Source organism: Ensifer adhaerens (genome assembly GCF_002007205.1).
In the GTDB taxonomy this organism is placed as follows: Bacteria; Pseudomonadota; Alphaproteobacteria; order Rhizobiales; family Rhizobiaceae; genus Ensifer; species Ensifer adhaerens_D.
In genome coordinates this window covers 156,998-173,402 of sequence record NZ_LAZS01000008.1, presented here as the reverse complement: position 1 = coordinate 173,402, position 16,405 = coordinate 156,998, and the positions used below count along the sequence as shown (strand labels likewise).

General features: G+C 63.6%; 14 protein-coding genes and 2 riboswitches. Of the genes, 9 read left to right on the top strand and 5 right to left on the bottom strand.

Annotated features, from left to right (window positions below; genetic code table 11):
- Window positions 1-3: 3 nt before the first annotated feature.
- From nrdH to XB14_RS19060, 4 genes are all read right to left on the bottom strand, one after another.
- Complete coding sequence (nrdH, locus tag XB14_RS19075; protein ID WP_077963180.1) at window positions 4-225, bottom strand: glutaredoxin-like protein NrdH; 222 nt, start codon at window positions 223-225, stop codon at window positions 4-6.
- Window positions 226-615: 390 nt separating this feature from the next.
- Window positions 616-843, bottom strand: a riboswitch (cobalamin riboswitch).
- Window positions 844-993: 150 nt separating this feature from the next.
- On the bottom strand, window positions 994-1,788 hold the full coding sequence (locus XB14_RS19070; protein WP_077963179.1) for an acyl-CoA thioesterase: 795 nt from the start codon (window positions 1,786-1,788) through the stop codon (window positions 994-996).
- On the bottom strand, window positions 1,785-4,136 hold the full coding sequence (gene metE, locus XB14_RS19065; RefSeq protein ID WP_077963178.1) for a 5-methyltetrahydropteroyltriglutamate--homocysteine S-methyltransferase: 2,352 nt from the start codon (window positions 4,134-4,136) through the stop codon (window positions 1,785-1,787). The genes XB14_RS19070 and metE overlap by 4 nt, the downstream gene beginning before the upstream one ends.
- Window positions 4,137-4,235: 99 nt before the next feature.
- Window positions 4,236-4,457: riboswitch (cobalamin riboswitch) on the bottom strand.
- Between the two features lie 18 nt (window positions 4,458-4,475).
- The gene (locus tag XB14_RS19060) at window positions 4,476-4,787 is read right to left on the bottom strand and encodes a hypothetical protein (protein ID WP_077963177.1); all 312 of its coding nucleotides are present in this window, start codon (window positions 4,785-4,787) and stop codon (window positions 4,476-4,478) included.
- A 132-nt stretch (window positions 4,788-4,919) separates the two neighbouring features.
- On the opposite strand from XB14_RS19060, the gene XB14_RS19055 reads away from it, so the two are divergent.
- The 6 genes from XB14_RS19055 to XB14_RS19030 all read left to right on the top strand — a co-directional run bounded on the left by XB14_RS19055 (window position 4,920) and on the right by XB14_RS19030 (window position 11,469).
- Window positions 4,920-5,849, top strand: a complete 930-nt coding sequence (locus XB14_RS19055) for a LysR substrate-binding domain-containing protein (protein WP_179119617.1) — start codon at window positions 4,920-4,922, stop codon at window positions 5,847-5,849.
- A gap of 230 nt (window positions 5,850-6,079) precedes the next feature.
- Complete coding sequence (locus XB14_RS19050; RefSeq protein ID WP_077963175.1) at window positions 6,080-6,922, top strand: metallophosphoesterase family protein; 843 nt, start codon at window positions 6,080-6,082, stop codon at window positions 6,920-6,922.
- Entirely contained in the window at window positions 6,919-8,085 is a 1,167-nt protein-coding gene (locus tag XB14_RS19045; protein WP_077963174.1) for an ABC transporter ATP-binding protein, read from the top strand. The genes XB14_RS19050 and XB14_RS19045 overlap by 4 nt, the downstream gene beginning before the upstream one ends.
- A 307-nt stretch (window positions 8,086-8,392) precedes the next feature.
- On the top strand, window positions 8,393-9,346 hold the full coding sequence (locus XB14_RS19040) for a carbohydrate ABC transporter permease (RefSeq protein ID WP_077963173.1): 954 nt from the start codon (window positions 8,393-8,395) through the stop codon (window positions 9,344-9,346).
- On the top strand, window positions 9,343-10,179 hold the full coding sequence (locus tag XB14_RS19035) for a carbohydrate ABC transporter permease (protein WP_077963172.1): 837 nt from the start codon (window positions 9,343-9,345) through the stop codon (window positions 10,177-10,179). Before XB14_RS19040 ends, XB14_RS19035 begins: the two co-directional genes overlap by 4 nt.
- A gap of 24 nt (window positions 10,180-10,203) precedes the next feature.
- The gene (locus tag XB14_RS19030) at window positions 10,204-11,469 is read left to right on the top strand and encodes an ABC transporter substrate-binding protein (protein WP_077963171.1); all 1,266 of its coding nucleotides are present in this window, start codon (window positions 10,204-10,206) and stop codon (window positions 11,467-11,469) included.
- Between the two features lie 62 nt (window positions 11,470-11,531).
- On the opposite strand, the gene XB14_RS19025 is transcribed toward XB14_RS19030, so the two are convergent.
- Window positions 11,532-12,518, bottom strand: a complete 987-nt coding sequence (locus XB14_RS19025; protein WP_077963170.1) for a LacI family DNA-binding transcriptional regulator — start codon at window positions 12,516-12,518, stop codon at window positions 11,532-11,534.
- 234 nt (window positions 12,519-12,752) lie between these two features.
- Here XB14_RS19025 and XB14_RS19020 point away from each other — a divergent pair, with 234 nt between their 5' ends.
- From XB14_RS19020 to XB14_RS19010, 3 genes are all read left to right on the top strand, one after another.
- On the top strand, window positions 12,753-13,781 hold the full coding sequence (locus XB14_RS19020) for a substrate-binding domain-containing protein (RefSeq protein WP_077963169.1): 1,029 nt from the start codon (window positions 12,753-12,755) through the stop codon (window positions 13,779-13,781).
- Between the two features lie 61 nt (window positions 13,782-13,842).
- A complete protein-coding gene (locus tag XB14_RS19015) occupies window positions 13,843-15,387 on the top strand; it encodes a sugar ABC transporter ATP-binding protein (protein WP_077963168.1) in 1,545 nt (514 codons plus the stop codon).
- Window positions 15,388-15,415: 28 nt separating this feature from the next.
- Window positions 15,416-16,405: an ABC transporter permease gene (locus XB14_RS19010; protein ID WP_077963167.1), complete on the top strand. Its 990-nt coding sequence runs from the start codon at window positions 15,416-15,418 to the stop codon at window positions 16,403-16,405.

Sequence of the window (16,405 nt, the reverse complement as noted above, 5' to 3'; positions counted from 1 at the left end):
ACCTCAGGCAAGCGAACCGATCATATCAGGACGGAAGCCCGCCCAATGCCGTTCGCCGGCGACGACGACCGGGACCTGTCGATAGCCAAGACCCTGCACCAGCGCGAATGCATCGGAATCCTCGGAGATATCGACGAGGCGATAGTCGATGCCTTGGCGGTCGAGCGCGCGGGTTGTGGCGGTGCATTGGACGCAGGCGGGTTTGCTGTAGACGGTGATCGACATGGGTTCCTCGTGAGGGTCTGGCAAATGGGCGCAAAAAGTCGTCGGGTCGCGCGAACGCGAACCGTGGGCTTGGCGACAGGGCGCAAAACATCGTTCTCCGATCGCCTCGACCAGAGTTGATGTCGTCAAGCTGGCCCAAGGTCGGTTACGCAACCGGGCCGGCTCGTTCTGGTCGGGCGCTCAGGAATTCCGCGGATGCGGGTTTTCAGGGCGCGATTTTTCGATCAGGCGCGCAACAAAGCGCACCCTTCCGCAGAAGGTTGATCTGAACTGGAAGAAACTGACATGACTTCACCCCGAAGCTTTCGACAGGCTGCCGGGGAGACGTCGAGATGATGAAGCAGGCTCATCCTGCCGCAATGCACTCAACCCCTCCGGACACCCCGCCCGTGGACGTTTGGTGATCGAGGCAGGTCTCCTGGCTCACGGGTCTCAGCTTCCATCCCGACCTTCCCGAGGCCTCATGCCTCAGTGGTCCAATTCCGGACAGTTGCTCGCCGTCTACAGTTGCGGGGGCAGCTACGGCATAGCCTGAACGGAAAACCCGCCGGCGCACCGTATTCCCGTCTTAGCTCCCAATTCTTGCGAATCGGAAGAACCTCGAACACTAGATATAGTAGTTCATCGGAAATCTGCGTCAATAGGTTCCGTGTGCAGACGGCGGGGGTAGGAGGGTAGTTTCTTTTGCAGTGTGGATAACGGGGAGTAAACGGGCCTTTGGCACCAAGGCTGTGGATGGTGCGCCCCTGGTGCGGACGCCCCATTCCATCAAGCAGCGAAAGCGGCCACGGGCCGGTTGTCCTCGTCGACGGCGACCATAGCGAAAGTTCCGGTAACAGTCCGCTGTCGCAGACCGGTGAGGAGCTCTTCCGACCAGAGTTCGACCTCGACGGTGGCCGAACTGCGACCCGTCCGCACAATGCGGGCGATGGGTTCGATGATCGAACCGATCATGATCCGGTGCTTGAAGTCCATGCCGGTGCAGGAGGCAAGCACGGTCGTCCGGCGGCTCCGGCGCGTCGCGACGACAAAGGCCGCCTTGGTCATCTGCGCAAGGGCGTCGCCGCCGAACATGGCGCCGAAGCTGTTGGCCTGATCGGGAAAGACAATGTCGACCATGCATAGCGTGCCCGCCTCTTCGGGCGCGGTCATCGCTCGATCGAGCGGCGGCAATGTCCAATCCGCTTGCTCGATACCAGGCGTGGCGACCATGGTGAACGTGCCCCGGCTGCATAGGTGGCGGCCGCCGGTGGCGATGTCTTCGGCGATCATCTCGATCTCAATCGTCATCGAACGTCGCCCGACCCGCGCCGGGCGGCCGGTGAAGCAGACGATCTGTCCGATGCGCGCTGGCGCACGAAAGTCGATCCGATCGCAGGACGCGGTCACGAAGGGGACGCGACCGTGACGGGTGGCAATGATGAAGGCGACCCGGTCCATGAGCGCGAGACCGGCGCCGCCGAAGAGCGTGCCGTGGTGATTGGTATCCCCGGGAAAAACGATGTCGATAAGGGTGGCAGGCGCCGAGGTTCTCCCCGGCGCCGTCTCAGTGTGGTCGGTCATGCGCGGACGAACTCGCGTGACGGAGCCCTTGGCCTATGGCGCAGCGCCTTCGCTGCTGCGACCATGTTGACGAGGGTAGGCCGCGTCTCTTCCCAGCGCCGGGTCTTCAGCCCGCAATCGGGATTGACCCAGATCTGGTCCGGCGTGAGGCCCTCGGTCGCTTTTTCGATGAGATGCACGATTTCCTCGACGCCGGGCACGCGTGGCGAATGGATGTCGTAGACGCCCGGGCCGATCTCGTTCGGATAGGCCTCGTCGGTGAAGGCGCCGAGCAGTTCCATCTTCGATCGCGACGTCTCGATCGAGATGACGTCGGCATCCATCGCCGCGATTGCGGCCATGATGTCGTTGAACTCGGAATAGCACATATGGGTGTGGATCTGCGTCGCATCGCTCACGCCGGCTGCGCTGAGACGGAAGCACTCCACCGCCCAGTCGAGATAGGCCTTGCGATCGGCCTTTCGCAGCGGCAGGCCTTCGCGCAGTGCCGGCTCGTCGATCTGGATGATGGCGATGCCGGCGGCCTCGAGATCGGAGACCTCATCGCGCAGTGCCAGTGCGATCTGCCGGCACACCACCGAACGTGGCAGGTCGTCGCGCACGAAGGACCATTGCAGCATTGTGACCGGACCCGTCAGCATGCCCTTGACCGGGCGATCGGTCAGCGACTGCGCGAAGGTCGCCCACTCGACCGTCATCGGGTTCGGTCGCGAAACGTCGCCGAAGATAACGGGCGGACGCACGCAGCGCGATCCGTAGCTCTGCACCCAGCCGCTCTGGGTGAAGGCGTAGCCCGAGAGCTGCTCGCCAAAATATTGCACCATGTCGTTGCGCTCGAACTCGCCGTGAACGAGTACGTCGATGCCGACCTCTTCCTGCCAGCGCACTGCCTGCTCGGTCTCTCGCCGAAGATAGGCGACATAATCGACATAGCTGAGCTCGCCTTTGGCATGCAGCGAGCGTGCCTGCCGGACCTCCGATGTCTGTGGGAAGGATCCGATCGTCGTTGTCGGGAAGAGCGGCAATGACAGCTTCTTCGCCTGCAGTGCCCGGCGTGCCGCAAACGGGGATTGCCGCTTGCTGTCCGCATCCGTCAGCGCTTTCAAGCGCCCGGCGACCAGGGGATCATGGATCCTGAGGGAGGTGAGCCTCGCTTGGGCAGCCGCGATCGAGGCGGTGAAAACGTGCTCGGGAATGGCAAACCCCGGCTCGAAGGCGCTGGCAAGCAGGCTGAGTTCCTCGAGCTTCTGCGTAGCGAAGGCGAGCCAGGAGGACAGTTCCGGATCGAGCGCACGCTCCAGGTCGAGATCGATAGGCACGTGCAGGAGTGAGCACGAAGGTGCGAGCTCGATGCGGTCGCGGCCGTGGGCCGAAATGAGAGGCTGCAGCCGGCGGAACAGGCCGGCCAGATCGGTCCGCCAGATGTTGCGGCCGTCGGTGACCCCGAGCGATAGCACCAGGTCCGCCGGAGCCGATTGGATGAGCGTGTCGATCTGCTGCGGGGCGCGCACGAGATCGACATGCAGTCCGGCGACCGGCAGCGCCAATGCCGTTGCCGTGTTGTCGCCGATCGAGCCGAAATAGGTCGCCAGCATGATCTTGAGTCCGGGCACGTCGGTGTCGAACGTGCGATAGGCGAGGTCGAGGGCGCGACGGTCCTTGTCCGCGAGATCGAGCGCCAGGCAGGGCTCGTCGATCTGGACCCAATCGGCGCCGGCGTCAGCAAGCTCCGCCAGGACCCTCACGTAAACGGGCAGGAGCCGTTCGATCAGATCGATCGGATCGAAGTCGCCGCCCTTCGATTTGCCGAGCTTCAGCAGTGTCACCGGGCCGATAAGCACGGGGCGTGTGCGATAGCCGAGGGCTTGAGCTTCCAGGAAGGTTTCCAGCGGCTGATTGTGGGTGAGCTCGAAGCGCTGATCCGTGTCGAACTCGGGCACCATGTAGTGATAGTTGGTGTCGAACCACTTGGTCATTTCGAGCGCGGGAGTGCCGCTGCTTCCCGAATGGTTGCAGCCGGCGGTGCAGGGCGTGCCAGTCGAGCCGCGCGCCATGGCAAAATAGGTGTCGAGATCGACCGGGCCGCCCTTCCAGCCATAGGCCGGCGGGATTGCGCCGACAAGCAGGGCGGCATCGAGCACGTGGTCATAGAAGGAGAAGTCGTTCGACGGGATGACGTCGATGCCGCGCGCCTTCTGCGCGGCCCAGTTTTCGGCGCGGAGCTTCGCTCCGGTATCGAGAAGTTCGTCGCGGTTGGCCTTTCCGGCCCAATAGCGTTCGAGCGCGAATTTCAGTTCGCGACGGCGGCCGATGCGCGGGAAGCCGAGATTGGCAGTCTTGATGGTCATTTCCTTACCCCGAAGGTTATGGGCAAGGCTTGAATGCGACGCAGCCGTGGCGCGAGAGCGATCCCGCGTCCTCAACGCGCCTCATCGGACACCCCGCCCGTGGACGTTGTTCATCGCGGCAGGTCTCCTGGCTTGCGGGTCGTCGCGGACCGTTCCGTCTTCCCGAGGCGTCTTCCTCAGTGACATCATCGAACGGCCGCTCTCCGCCTACAGTTGCGGGGGCAGCTCCGGTCTTGGCGCTTTTCAAGGCGCCGCACCGAATTCCCTCTTAGCTCCGTCCCGCCAAAAGGCGGGCGAAGAACCACGATGGGGCGACAATGCCCTGTCCCGAGCTTTCCGTCAATCGCATAAAGAAATGCTTATGTCTTTATTTTCTCCCACTGCCGCACGCGGCGAGACAGTGGCAGGACGAGGTGTTTCCATTGCTATCCGCACACGGGACGGTTGCGGCTTGGTCGAAGCATCCTCCTCCGGCCAGTGCCACGGATCGGCCGTATCGCCGACGCGCGCGCGGATGTGCTCCAGGTCACGCGTCAGGCCGATGTCTCGGAGTTGGAACTCGCTGAAGGCATCGATGGCGATGGTCGGGTTGAGTGCGTTGCCGGCCCAGTTCAGGACATGGTAAATCGTTGATCGCACTGCGCTAAGCATTGCTATCCTCACTTCTTCTCAAGGGCGTGTGTTCGCGAAAAAAGTGAGGGTTTTTGCGGCTTCGCGCAAAGCGATTTCTCGCATACTGGCATAAAGAATGCTTATCTCAGTTCCATGAGCAAGATTCCCCCCATGAGTGCGGTGCGCGCCTTCGAGGCGGCGGCCAGGCACCTGAGTTTCACCCGCGCCGCCGAAGAGCTCGGCATGACGCAGGCGGCCGTCAGCTACCAGATCCGGCTCTTGGAGGATCGTATCGGCGCGCCGCTGTTCGTGCGCCTCCCGCGCGAAGTGCGGCTGACCGCCGCCGGGCGGCAGCTCGCGCCAAAGGTGACGGAGGCGATCGACCTTCTCGGCGCGGCTTTTTCCGAGATCGCCGACAAGACCGAACACCACCTGCACATTTCGGTGCTTCCGACCGTCGTCTCGAGCTGGCTCGGCCAGCGGCTCGCATCGTTTCAGACGGCCCACCCGAACATCAGCATAAGGGTGCACATGTCGACCGATCTGGTCGACTTCAAGCGTGACGCCATCGATCTTGCGGTGCGCAGCGGCGCTGGCGACTGGCCGGGCAACGACGTGTTTCCGCTGTTCCCGCTCGATTACGTGCCGATCTGCACCCCGTCCTTCCTGGAAAAACACCAGCTCAAGGAGCCCTCCGACGTTCTCAGAGTCCGGCGTTTCGGCAACGCCAACTGGTGGCGGCGATGGATGATCGAAACCGGCGTCGAGCCACCGGCAAGCAACGGCACCGAGTTGATCTTCGACGTCCAGGCGATGGATGTCGCCACGACCCTGGCGGATCACGGCATTGCCATCGCCGTCTCGACCTTCCTGATGGATGAGCTGAAGAGCGGCAGGCTGATCCGGCCATTCGAGCATGTCGTGCGCGACGGCCGCGCCTACTGGCTGGTCTATCCGCAAAGCAGCAGGCGGCAGAAGAAGATCCAGGCCTTTCGTGAGTGGGTCGTCGCCGAGGCTGACGCGTCGAACGCGATGCTTTCGACCGTGATGGAGCAATCCTGCCCGACGACATCGCGGGCCGAGCGCGGCGCAACGCTCTGAAGTTCGGCGTACACAACGGCGACCCACCTCAATGGGCGCACGTCCGCGCCGATTTCGCGGCCTGTCGGGTTTTCTGAAGATGACGCTTTCATGGAGAAACTGAAAATCAGCTGAGAACGGCTGTTACCAATCTGACATGGCGGCTCCCTAAAGACTGCGGCCAACCGCAGACGAGGGGAGAACAGCTCTCCGACGCGGATACCGCAATCCATCGTCGGAGGCCCGTTTCCATGAAGATCGTCCAGATCAGCGACACCCATCTCAGCCCCGCCAAAAGCCATTTCAACGGCAATTGGGAACCGGTTCGCGCCTGGATCGAGGAGGTGGCGCCCGATCTCGTCGTCCATACCGGCGACGTGACGATCGACGGTGCCGACCACGAAGACGACATTGCCTTCTCGCTCGGCCTGATCGGCCAGCTCTCGATGCCGGTGCTGACCGTTCCCGGCAACCACGATGTCGGCCACCTGCCGGGCTCGCACCAGCCGGTCGATGCTGAGCGGCTTGCCCGCTGGCGCCGGCTCGCCGGTCCGGACTACTGGGGCCGCGACCACGGCGACTGGCGGCTGATCGGGCTCAACAGCCTGCTCTTCGGCTTCGAGGACGAGGAGGAGGACAGGCAGTTCCGTTGGCTAGAAGAACAGTTGCAGGGGCGTGATGGCCGCCAGGTGGCGATCTTCGCGCACAAGCCGCTCTTCGTCGATGACCCGCTGGAAGGCGACACCGGCTACTGGGGCATTCGTCCGCGCCAGCGCCAGCGCCTCCTTGAGCTCTTCGCCGATGCCGAGGTGGCGCTGCATGCAAGCGGCCACCTGCACTGGGCCTGGGCGGGTGAACATGCCGGCACCTCGCTCGTCTGGGCGCCGCCGACCTCCTTCATCATCGACACGCTGGAACGGCCGATGCCGGGCGAGCGGCTGGTCGGCGCCGTCGTGCACGAGTTCACCGACGCTGGCGTCTCGAGCGAAATCGTCCGGGTTCCGGGCCTCGTCAACCATGTGCTCGATCCGATCGTCGAGGAAGTCTATCCGCTGGCGGCGAAGAAGAAGGTCCTTGTGGAGGCGGCGCAATGAGCGTGCTTTCGCTTCGCGGCATCACCAAATCCTATGGCGGCAACGCCATATTGAAGGGCGTCAGCCTGGAGGCGGAGGCTGGTGAGTTCATCGCGCTCGTCGGCCCTTCAGGCTGTGGCAAGAGCACGCTGTTGCGCATCGTCGCCGGTCTCGATCACGGCGACAGCGGCGAGATCGTCATCGGCGGCCGCAGCGTTGCCCGCATGGTCGCGGCCGATCGCAATGTCGCGATGGTCTTCCAGTCCTATGCTCTCTATCCGCATCTGACGGCGGGCCAGAACATCGCCGTGCCGCTCGCCATGCGGCGGCTGACAGCGACGCAGCGCCTGCCGGTCATAGGCAATCTTCTGCCGGGGCAGAAGCAGATCCGCAGCGACATTCAGCGACAGGTCAAGGAGATGGCGCTGGCGTTGAAGATCGACCATCTGCTCGACCGCAAGCCCGGCCAGATGTCCGGCGGCCAGCGCCAGCGCGTGGCGCTCGCCCGGGCCATGGTGCGCCGTCCCGCGGTCTTCCTGATGGATGAGCCGCTCTCCAATCTCGACGCCAACCTGCGCGTCCATGCCCGTGGCGAGATCGTCGACCTGCACCGCCGGGCCGGCGTGCCGACGCTCTACGTCACCCACGACCAGTCGGAAGCGCTGTCGATGGCCGACCGGGTCGCCGTGATGATCGGCGGCAATCTCCTGCAACTGGCGAGCCCGAAGGAGATCTACGACAACCCCTCCCATATCGAAGTCGCGCGCTTCCTCGGCCAGCCGAAGGTCAATGTGCTCGAAACCCGCAGTGACGCCGCCGGCATCGTGCGCTTTGGCGATCTTGCCCTGCTGGCAAAGCGCGGGCAGGCGCCGGACGCACCGGTGAAACTAGCGATTCGCCCGGAATTCGTCCGTTTCCGCGCGGCCGCTGCCGGTCGACTGTCTGCGCGGGTCGAGCGCATGGAGTTCCTCGGTTCTGAGGTCATCGTCCATGCCCGCCTTGACGCGATCGGCGAAGTGATGACGTCGAAGGCGACGCCGTCTGAAGCCGCTTCTCTCACCCTCGGCCAGCCGGTCGATGTCGAGATCATGCCGGAGCGCACGGTGCTCTTCGATAAGGAAGGCGCTCGCGTTGAGGCGGAGCCGATCGCGATCGCCGCGTCCTTGGAGAAGGTCCATGGCTAAGGGGGGCAGCGACCACAATCTGGCGGCGGAGCGCGGTATTGCGACTGGCGATACCCCCCTCTGCCTTGCCGGGCATCTCCCCCACAAGGGGGGAGATCAGATGGACGCAACGTCCCGGACCTCGCTTGCCTTGCCGGGGGAGCAATCGGGGCAAGTTGTCGGCGACGAAACGGCGGGGCGTAAAGCCGTTGGTCTTGAAGCGGTTAGCATTGAGACTTCAGAGCGCGTCGGTCCGGGCGAGAGCGCGCCACTAGCCCATCTCCCCCCTTGTGGGGGAGATGCCCGGCAGGGCAGAGGGGGGTACTCCATGGCACAACCCGGACCGTTTTCTCCTGCCGATGCCGTGCGGCGACAGTCTCGCGCCCCCGTCGAAGCCGCCTACCTCCCCGACCGGCGCGAGGCCCGCATCGCCGGGCTGCTCGCGCTGCCGGCAATCGTCCTCCTGTTCCTCTTCATCCTGTTGCCGACGCTGGCTGTGATTGTGCTCGGCTTTACCGACTTCGAACTCGGCTACGGCAGTTTCCGTTTTGTCGGTTTCGAAAACTATGTCGAACTCCTTGGCGACCGTACCTTCCGCCGCTCGCTCTGGAACACCGCCGTCTACACCGCGATCGTCACGCCGGTTTCGATCGTGCTCTCGCTTTCGATCGCCATGCTGATCGAGGCGGAAACAAAGGGGCGGGCGTTCTTCCGCACGGTCTATTTCCTGCCGGTCGCCTCGCTGCTCGTCGCCATGGCGACCGTCTGGCAGTTCCTCTTCCATCCGACCATCGGCCCGATCAACACCTTCCTCGCGCTCTTCGGCATTGCCGGCCCCAACTGGCTCGGCGCCTCCGGCACGGTGCTCTATGGTCTCTCGATCATCGGCATCTGGCAGTCCGTCGGCTTCAACATGGTGCTGTTTCTCGCCGGCCTCACCGCCATCCCGCGCGAACTCTATGCCGCAGCCGAAGTCGACGGCGCCAAGTCCTGGTTCGACCGCTTCCGGCTCGTGACCTGGCCGATGCTCGGGCCGACGACGCTCTTCGTTACTACCATCAGCATCATCAACTCGGTGAAGGTGTTCGAGACGGTGAAGACGCTGACCGAAGGTGGCCCGAACAAGGCCTCGGAAGTGTTGCTTTTCACCATCTACCAGGAAGGCTTCGTCTATCTCCGCGTCGGCTACGCCTCGGCGATGACCGTCGTCTTCCTTGCCATCCTCGTCGTCCTGATGTTCCTGCAATACCGCGTGCTTGACCGGAAGGTGCATTACGCATGATCTCCAATACTCTTTCCGTCACCCGCATCGCCCGTCTGACGCTCCTGTCACTCGGCGCCCTCATCTTCCTCGCGCCCTACATCTTCATGATCTCGACCGCCGGCAAGGCGCAGAGCGAGATCTTCTCCTCGTCGCTGTCGCTGATCCCTGAGCAGTGGTCCTATATCGAGAACTTTTCCAAGGCGCTGTCGCGCGTCTCGATGACGACCCTGCTCTTCAACGGCGTCGTCGTTTGCGCCCTGATCTTCGTCATCCAGATCGTCGTCGCCATCCCCTGCGCCTATGCCATGGCGAAGCTGAAGTTTCGGGCGGCCCGCACCATGATGGTGCTGGTCATGCTCGGCCTGCTCGTGCCGATCCATGCAACGGCGCTGCCAATTTACATGGCCTTCGACAGGCTGTCGGTGCTCAACAGCTACGCAGCACTGGTGGCGCCCTTCTCGATCTCGGTCTTTGCGATCTTCCTGTTCCTGCAGTTCTTCCGCGCCATGCCCGACGACCTGATCCATGCGGCGAGGCTCGACGGCATGTCGGAGGCCGGCATCGTCGCGCGTGTCATCGTGCCGAATGCCTGGCCGGCGATCACGGCTTTCGCGATCTTCTCGGTGGTCGCCCACTGGAACGACCTCTTCTGGCCGCTGATCGTCGTCACCAACCAGGATTATGCGACCCCGCCGCTCGGTCTTCTCTACTTCCGCGCCGCGGAAGCCGGCGACGACTACGGCGCGCTGATGGCGGCGACCCTCATCATCACCCTTCCCCTCGTGACGGCTTTCCTGCTCGCGCAGAAACGCTTCGTCGAGGGCATCACCATGACCGGTCTCAAAGGCTGAACGGTCCAACCTGGAGCGCAACCCATGAAACATCTGAGACAGCTTTTCACCGCGGCTGCCGCATCGCTGATGCTCGCTGCCCCTGCAAATGCCGAGACCCAGCTTACGGTGCATTATCCGATGCCCGGCTTCTTCAAGGACGTGATGGACACGATCTCGAAGAAGTTCATGGAGGAAAACCCCGACATCAAGATCACCTTCGCCAACCCGTCGGCGACCTATGAGGAAGGCATCCAGACGATCATGCGTCAGGCCGGTACGGCCGAGATGCCCGATCTCACCTTCATCGGCCTCAACCGCCTGCGCATGGTCAATGAGCGTGACATCCCCGTCGACCTCGGCCCGTTCATCGCCAAGGACGGCAATATGGCCGAGCAGGGCTTTTCCGAAAACATACTGAAGCTCGCCCAGGTCGGCGGCAAGCAGGTGGGCCTTGCCTTCGCCACCTCCAACCCGATCATGTATTACAACGCCGATCTGGTGCGCAAAGCCGGTGGCGACCCGGAAAACCCGCCAAAGACCTGGGACGAGGTCATCGCACTCGGCGCGAAGATCAAGGCGCTTGGCGACGGCAACGAAGGCATCGATTTCCGCTGGCAGGGCGACGACTGGATGTTCTCGGCACTGCTCTTCGGCGCCGGCGGCGAGATGCTGGCTGCTGACGAAAGCACGGTTGCCTTCAACGGGCCTGAGGGTCAGAAGGCCGTCGAGGTGCTCGACCGCATGGTCAAGGAAGGCGGCCTGCCGGTTCTGACCAAGCAGGCCGGCGAGCAGGCCTTCGTTGCCGGCAAGGTCGGCTTTGCCTTCCAGACCACGGGGGCGCTGCGCAACACCATCAAGAATGTCGGCGACAAGTTCGACCTGCGCACCGCCCATATCCCTCTGCTCGACCCGGCAAAGGGCAAGCTGCCGACCGGCGGCAATGCCGTCGTCATCCTGACGCGCGATGCCGAAAAGCAGGAAGCCGCCTGGAAGTTCGCGAAGTTCGCCGCCGGCCCCTATGGCGCCTCGGTCGTCGTGCCGGGCACCGGTTACGTGCCGAACAACGAACTGGCCGCTAAATCGCCCGAGTATCTCGCCGACTTCTACAAGGAAAACCCGCTGTTCCGCGCCGGCCTGGAGCAGATGCCGCTGATGCGCCCGTGGTATGCCTTCCCCGGCAGCAACGGCGTGAAGGTCACGCAGACGATCGTTGAGAATCTCTCGCGCATCGTCGAGCAGACGGCGACGCCGAAGGAAGCACTGGACGAGGCTGCGGCCGAAGTCGAAAGCTTGCTGCCGCGCAGCTGATGCTGGATCCAAGCGATGGACGCCGCCCCGGAGAAAACTCCGCGGGCGGCGTTTCTGCGTGATCAGGCGAGGTGGCGAACGGTTCCGCCGGGATAAAGGCGGCAATCGAGGTTGAGGTGGCGGCAGCGGGAGGCATTTTCTGCCATGTCGAGCAGCAGCGCCGCCGCCGCGACCCCCATGTCGCCGTCGGGCATCGCGATGGTGGTAAGGGCCGGAGTCATCAGCCGCCCGAGCGCGATACCGTCGAACCCCGCGACGGAGACGTCTTCCGGCACGGCGAGACCTTCCCGTCGGAGCGCCGCGATGACGCCAAGCGCCAGAAGATCGTTGGAGGCGATGATCGCGGTCGGGCGGTGATGTGCGATGACCGTACCAAGGTCGAGGTTCTCGTAGCCGTCGACGAAGGGAATCTCGACCGCCTCCATCGGCGGGACACCGGCTTCCTGCATGGCGGCGGAATAGCCGTCATAGCGCAGGCGCGCCCGGTCGGACGACCGGAAGTGTCCGGAGACGACGAGAATGCGGCGATGCCCGTGGTCGAGGATATGCCGGGTCAGCTCGTAGCCGGCGCGATAGTTGTCGACGGTGACGGCGGCCGCAAATCGGGCGACCGGCCGGTTGTTGAGGAGCACTGTCGGCGGCAGTGCCGCCGAAAGCGCCTCGCTGGACTTGGCGTCGCAAAGCGTCAGGATCAGCCCGGTCGGGCGTTGGTCCAGCAGCGAGCGCACTGCACGCGCCTCGAGTGTGGGATCGTAATTGGACTGGGCAATCAGCACGCCGTGGTTTGCCGCCTGCATGCGGTGCTGGATGCCGCCGAGCGAGGCGGCGAAGACCGGATTGGTGACGCTCGGCACCAGCACGCCGACGACCGGTTGGCTGCGGCTGGCGGCGCGACCTGCCGCCGGCTGTGGCCGATAGCCGAGTTCGGCGGCGGCCCGGCGCACGCGCCGCACCATCTCGTCGCTGACGGGACCTTCGCCCTTCAGCACACGCGAGACGGTGGCCAGCGAGCAGCCGGCATGAAAGGCGATCTGTTGCAGGGTAATCATCGCAGCCGTCTAGCCGATCCGCGTGACAGCAGATTGAAGGACCCGTTCGCGGTTTTCCACGTCGCGAAATGAATTATTATTCATGCCGTGAATTATATTGACAGCGCGTGAGTCCGCGGTTTTAATCGCAATCGTCGGAAGTCGAGGAGGAGTTCCGGCGAACTCATACATTCAGCGGTCGCGAGAAGCGACCCTATCGGTTTTTGGGAGGGGCTTCGGCCTCGAGGAGGACGCGTGCGCAAATTTCTCAGCACGACCGCTCTGGCGGTCATTGCAGCTTCGTTCTGGGCAGGTTCGGCCAGCGCCGAAACGGCGAACCCGTTTCGCTGCCAGCCCGGCGAAAAATACGTCATGAACGTCATGGTATCGGGGGTCGAATACTGGTTCCCGGTCTATGAAATGTTCAAGCAGGCCGGCCAGCAGTTCGGCTGCGAGACGGAATACACCGGCACGCCGGAATATGACGTCAACAAGCAGATCGCCACCTTCGACCAGGCGCTCGCCCAGAACCCGGCCGGCATCCTGGTGCATCCGATGAACTCGGATCCGTTCATCGAGCCGATCAATCGGGCGATCGATCAGGGCACGGCGGTCGTGACCTTTGCGGCGGACTCGCCGCTGTCGAAGCGCGTCTCTTTCATCACCTCGGACAATACCCGCGAAGGCACCTACGCCGCCGACGCGATCGCCGAGAAGATGGGTGGCAAGGGCGAATACGCCGTGCTCGAAAACCCCGGCCAGGACAATCACGATAAGCGCATCGCCGCCTTTGTCGCCCGTATGGCCGAGAAGTGGCCGGACATGAAGCTCGTCGGCCGTGCGGCCTCGAACCAGGATCCGAACAAGGCCTATCAGGGGCTGATGAGCCTGATCCAGGCCAATCCGAACCTCGGCGCCGTATTCATGCCGGAAGCCAACTCCGCCATCGGTGCCGCTCAGGCCAGCAAGGAAAGCGGCGGCAAGGTGCTCGTCATGTGCGCCGACGTCAACGCCAACATCCTCGACATGATCAAGGCCGGCGAAGTCTTCGGTTCGATCAACCCGAACCAGGGCATGCAGGGTTATATGGGCTTCATGCTGCTTTGGCTCGCCAAGCACCCGGAGCTGATCGATCCGATGAACGACGCCAAGCGCTCGGGCTTCAACCCGATGAGCATCCCCGTGGTCGACAATGGCCTTTCCATCGTCACCGCCGAAAATGCCGACGACTTCTACTGGGACAAGTACCTGAAGCGTCGTGGCACCAAGGGCATCGACGAGTAAGATCCATGAATTGGCTGCCCGGTTCGTTTCCGGGCAGCCAGGACTGCGGGTGGAGGACGGCATGACAGCACAACCGGTTCTGGAGGTCCGGCGCGTCACCAAGCATTTCGGTGCGGTGAAGGCGTTGACGGAGGTGGATTTTCGGCTCGAGCGCGGAGAAATCCACGCGCTCTGCGGCGAAAACGGCGCGGGAAAATCCACGCTGATGAACATCATTGCCGGTGTGCTGCAGCCGAATGACGGCGAGGTGCTGGTCGATGGGGCGCCCGTGAAGATCGCCTCGCCGGCGATTGCCCAGACCCTCGGCATCGGCCTCGTCCATCAGGAAATTGCGCTCTGCCCGGATGCGACGGTGGCGGAAAACATGTTCATGGCCGCCACCAACCGCCGCCGCTCGCCGCTGATGAACTACGGCGCGCTGGAGCGCGAGGCGCAAGGTGTCATGAACCGGCTGGCGCCGATCGACGTCCGCCGCAAGGTCGCCGACCTTGCCATTTCCAGCCAGCAGCTGGTCGAGATCGCCAAGGCGCTGACGCTCGACTGCCGCGTCTTGATCCTCGACGAGCCGACCGCGGCGCTGACGGAGGCCGAAGCCCAAGCACTTTTCGGCATCATCCGCGACCTCAAGGCCGCGGGCATATCGATCATCTACATCAGCCATCGCATGGCCGAGATTTTTTCGCTTTGCGACCGCGTCACCGTGTTTCGCGACGGCCGGCATGTGGTCACCGAAAAGATCGCGGATGTCACGCCTGACGATGTCGTGCGCCGCATGGTCGGCCGCGAGATCAGCCAGCTCTATCCGCCGAAACAGGCACCGGAGATGCGCTCGGACGAGACCATTCTTTCGGTGCGGGATTTGAGCGACGGCGACCGCATCGACAACGTGTCCTTCGATCTGAAGCGCGGCGAAATTCTTGGCATTGGCGGTTTGATCGGCTCGGGCCGGACCGAAATCGCCGAAGCGATCTGCGGTCTCAGGGCAAAATCCAAGGGCGAGATTGCGCTCCGCGGGAAGCCGCAGCGCATCGGCAACTACCGCGACGCCGTTAATGCCGGCATCGTCTACCTCTCGGAGGATCGCAAGGGGTCCGGCGTGTTCGTCGACTTGTCCATCGCCCAGAACATTTCGGTGCTCGACCTGAAGACGCTGACCGGGCCACTCGGTCTGCTGAATTCCCGGGCGGAAGCCGATCTTGCCCACGATTTTGTTCGCCGGCTCGGCGTGCGCATGGGCGGCATCGAGATGCCGGTGTCGTCGCTGTCGGGCGGCAACCAGCAGAAGGTGGCGATCGCCAAGCAGCTCGCCGTGCGGCCGCAGGTGATCCTCATGGACGAGCCGACGCGCGGCATCGATGTCGGCGCGAAATCCGAGATCCATCGGCTGCTGCGCGAACTGGCGGAAGCCGGCATCGGCATCGTGGTGATTTCGTCCGAACTGCCGGAGCTGCTCGGGCTCTGCGACCGGGTTCTGGTCGTGCGGGAAGGTGTGATCGCCGGCGAGCTTGATGACAGAGAAATGAGCGAGGAGGCGGTGATCCGCCTGGCGTCCGGCGTGACGCAGACGGATCTGATCGCAACAGGCAGGCCGGCAAATGTCGCCTGAAAGAACGGAAAGAGCCGGGGAGGCGGAAATGGCTGTTGATACGATGGTTGCAACGCATGCGCAGGCGCCTGCCTGGAAACGCATCGGCACGATGCGCGAGGCGGGGCTGATCGCCATCATCCTGGCGCTCGGCATCGTCATGAGCTTCGCCTCGCCGCACTTCCTCACCTTCGGCAACATGCGCGCCATGCTGATGAGCTTCTCGGTCGAAGGCATCGTCGTCGTTGGCATGACGATCCTCCTGATCGTCGGCGGCATCGACCTCGCCGTCGGCTCGGTCGTCTGCTTCGCCATGGTGCTCGCCGGTTCGCTGTTCCTCGCCGGTGTCGATCCCTGGACGGCCTCGCTGGTCGGCATCCTCGCCAGCAGCATGATCGGCATGATCATGGGTTTCTTCGTCACCGTGGTCGGGCTCAATCACTTCATCACATCGCTGGCCGCCATGGTCATCGTGCGCGGCCTCTGCCTCGTCATCACCAAGGGCACGCCGCTGTCGCTCTTCACGCTGCCGGCGTCCTTCAAAGCCGTGGGGCAGGGCACCTTCCACGGCGTGCCCTATGTCATCCTGATCTTTGTCGCCGTCGTCGTGCTCTTCGACTTCCTGCTGCGCCGGGCGACCGCCTTCCGCAAGGTCTTCTATACCGGCAGCAACGAGAAGGCGGCGCTCTATTCGGGCATCAAGACCAAGCAGGTGAAGTTCTGGGTGACGGTGCTCTGCTCGACGCTCGCAGGTGTCGCCGGCGTCATCTACATGTCGCGCTTCGGTGCGGCGACGCCCACCTTCGGTGTCGGCATGGAGCTCAACATCATCGCGGCAGCCGTCATCGGCGGCGCCTCGCTCAACGGCGGCTCGGGCACCATCCTCGGCGCCATCCTCGGTATCGCTCTTCTCTCGGTCGTCACCAGCTCGTTGATCCTGCTCGACGTCTCCGTCTATTGGCAGGACATGATCAAGGGGTGCATTCTCTTGGCTGCCGTCTCCATCGACCACTTGCTGCACAAGCGGAAGGCCGCCTGA

Bases quoted from the DNA above. Each gene is read 5' to 3' on its own strand.
- XB14_RS19015 (WP_077963168.1), top strand. From the start codon at position 13,843: ATGACAGCACAACCGGTTCTGGAGGTCCGGCGCGTCACCAAGCATTTC.
- XB14_RS19055 (WP_179119617.1), top strand. From the start codon at position 4,920: ATGAGTGCGGTGCGCGCCTTCGAGGCGGCGGCCAGGCACCTGAGTTTC.
- XB14_RS19050 (WP_077963175.1), top strand. From the start codon at position 6,080: ATGAAGATCGTCCAGATCAGCGACACCCATCTCAGCCCCGCCAAAAGC.
- metE (WP_077963178.1), bottom strand. From the start codon at position 4,136: ATGACCATCAAGACTGCCAATCTCGGCTTCCCGCGCATCGGCCGCCGT.
- nrdH (WP_077963180.1), bottom strand. From the start codon at position 225: ATGTCGATCACCGTCTACAGCAAACCCGCCTGCGTCCAATGCACCGCC.
- XB14_RS19025 (WP_077963170.1), bottom strand. From the start codon at position 12,518: ATGATTACCCTGCAACAGATCGCCTTTCATGCCGGCTGCTCGCTGGCC.
- XB14_RS19035 (WP_077963172.1), top strand. From the start codon at position 9,343: ATGATCTCCAATACTCTTTCCGTCACCCGCATCGCCCGTCTGACGCTC.
- XB14_RS19045 (WP_077963174.1), top strand. From the start codon at position 6,919: ATGAGCGTGCTTTCGCTTCGCGGCATCACCAAATCCTATGGCGGCAAC.
- XB14_RS19060 (WP_077963177.1), bottom strand. From the start codon at position 4,787: ATGCTTAGCGCAGTGCGATCAACGATTTACCATGTCCTGAACTGGGCC.
- XB14_RS19010 (WP_077963167.1), top strand. From the start codon at position 15,416: ATGGCTGTTGATACGATGGTTGCAACGCATGCGCAGGCGCCTGCCTGG.
- XB14_RS19070 (WP_077963179.1), bottom strand. From the start codon at position 1,788: ATGACCGACCACACTGAGACGGCGCCGGGGAGAACCTCGGCGCCTGCC.
- XB14_RS19030 (WP_077963171.1), top strand. From the start codon at position 10,204: ATGAAACATCTGAGACAGCTTTTCACCGCGGCTGCCGCATCGCTGATG.
- XB14_RS19040 (WP_077963173.1), top strand. From the start codon at position 8,393: ATGGCACAACCCGGACCGTTTTCTCCTGCCGATGCCGTGCGGCGACAG.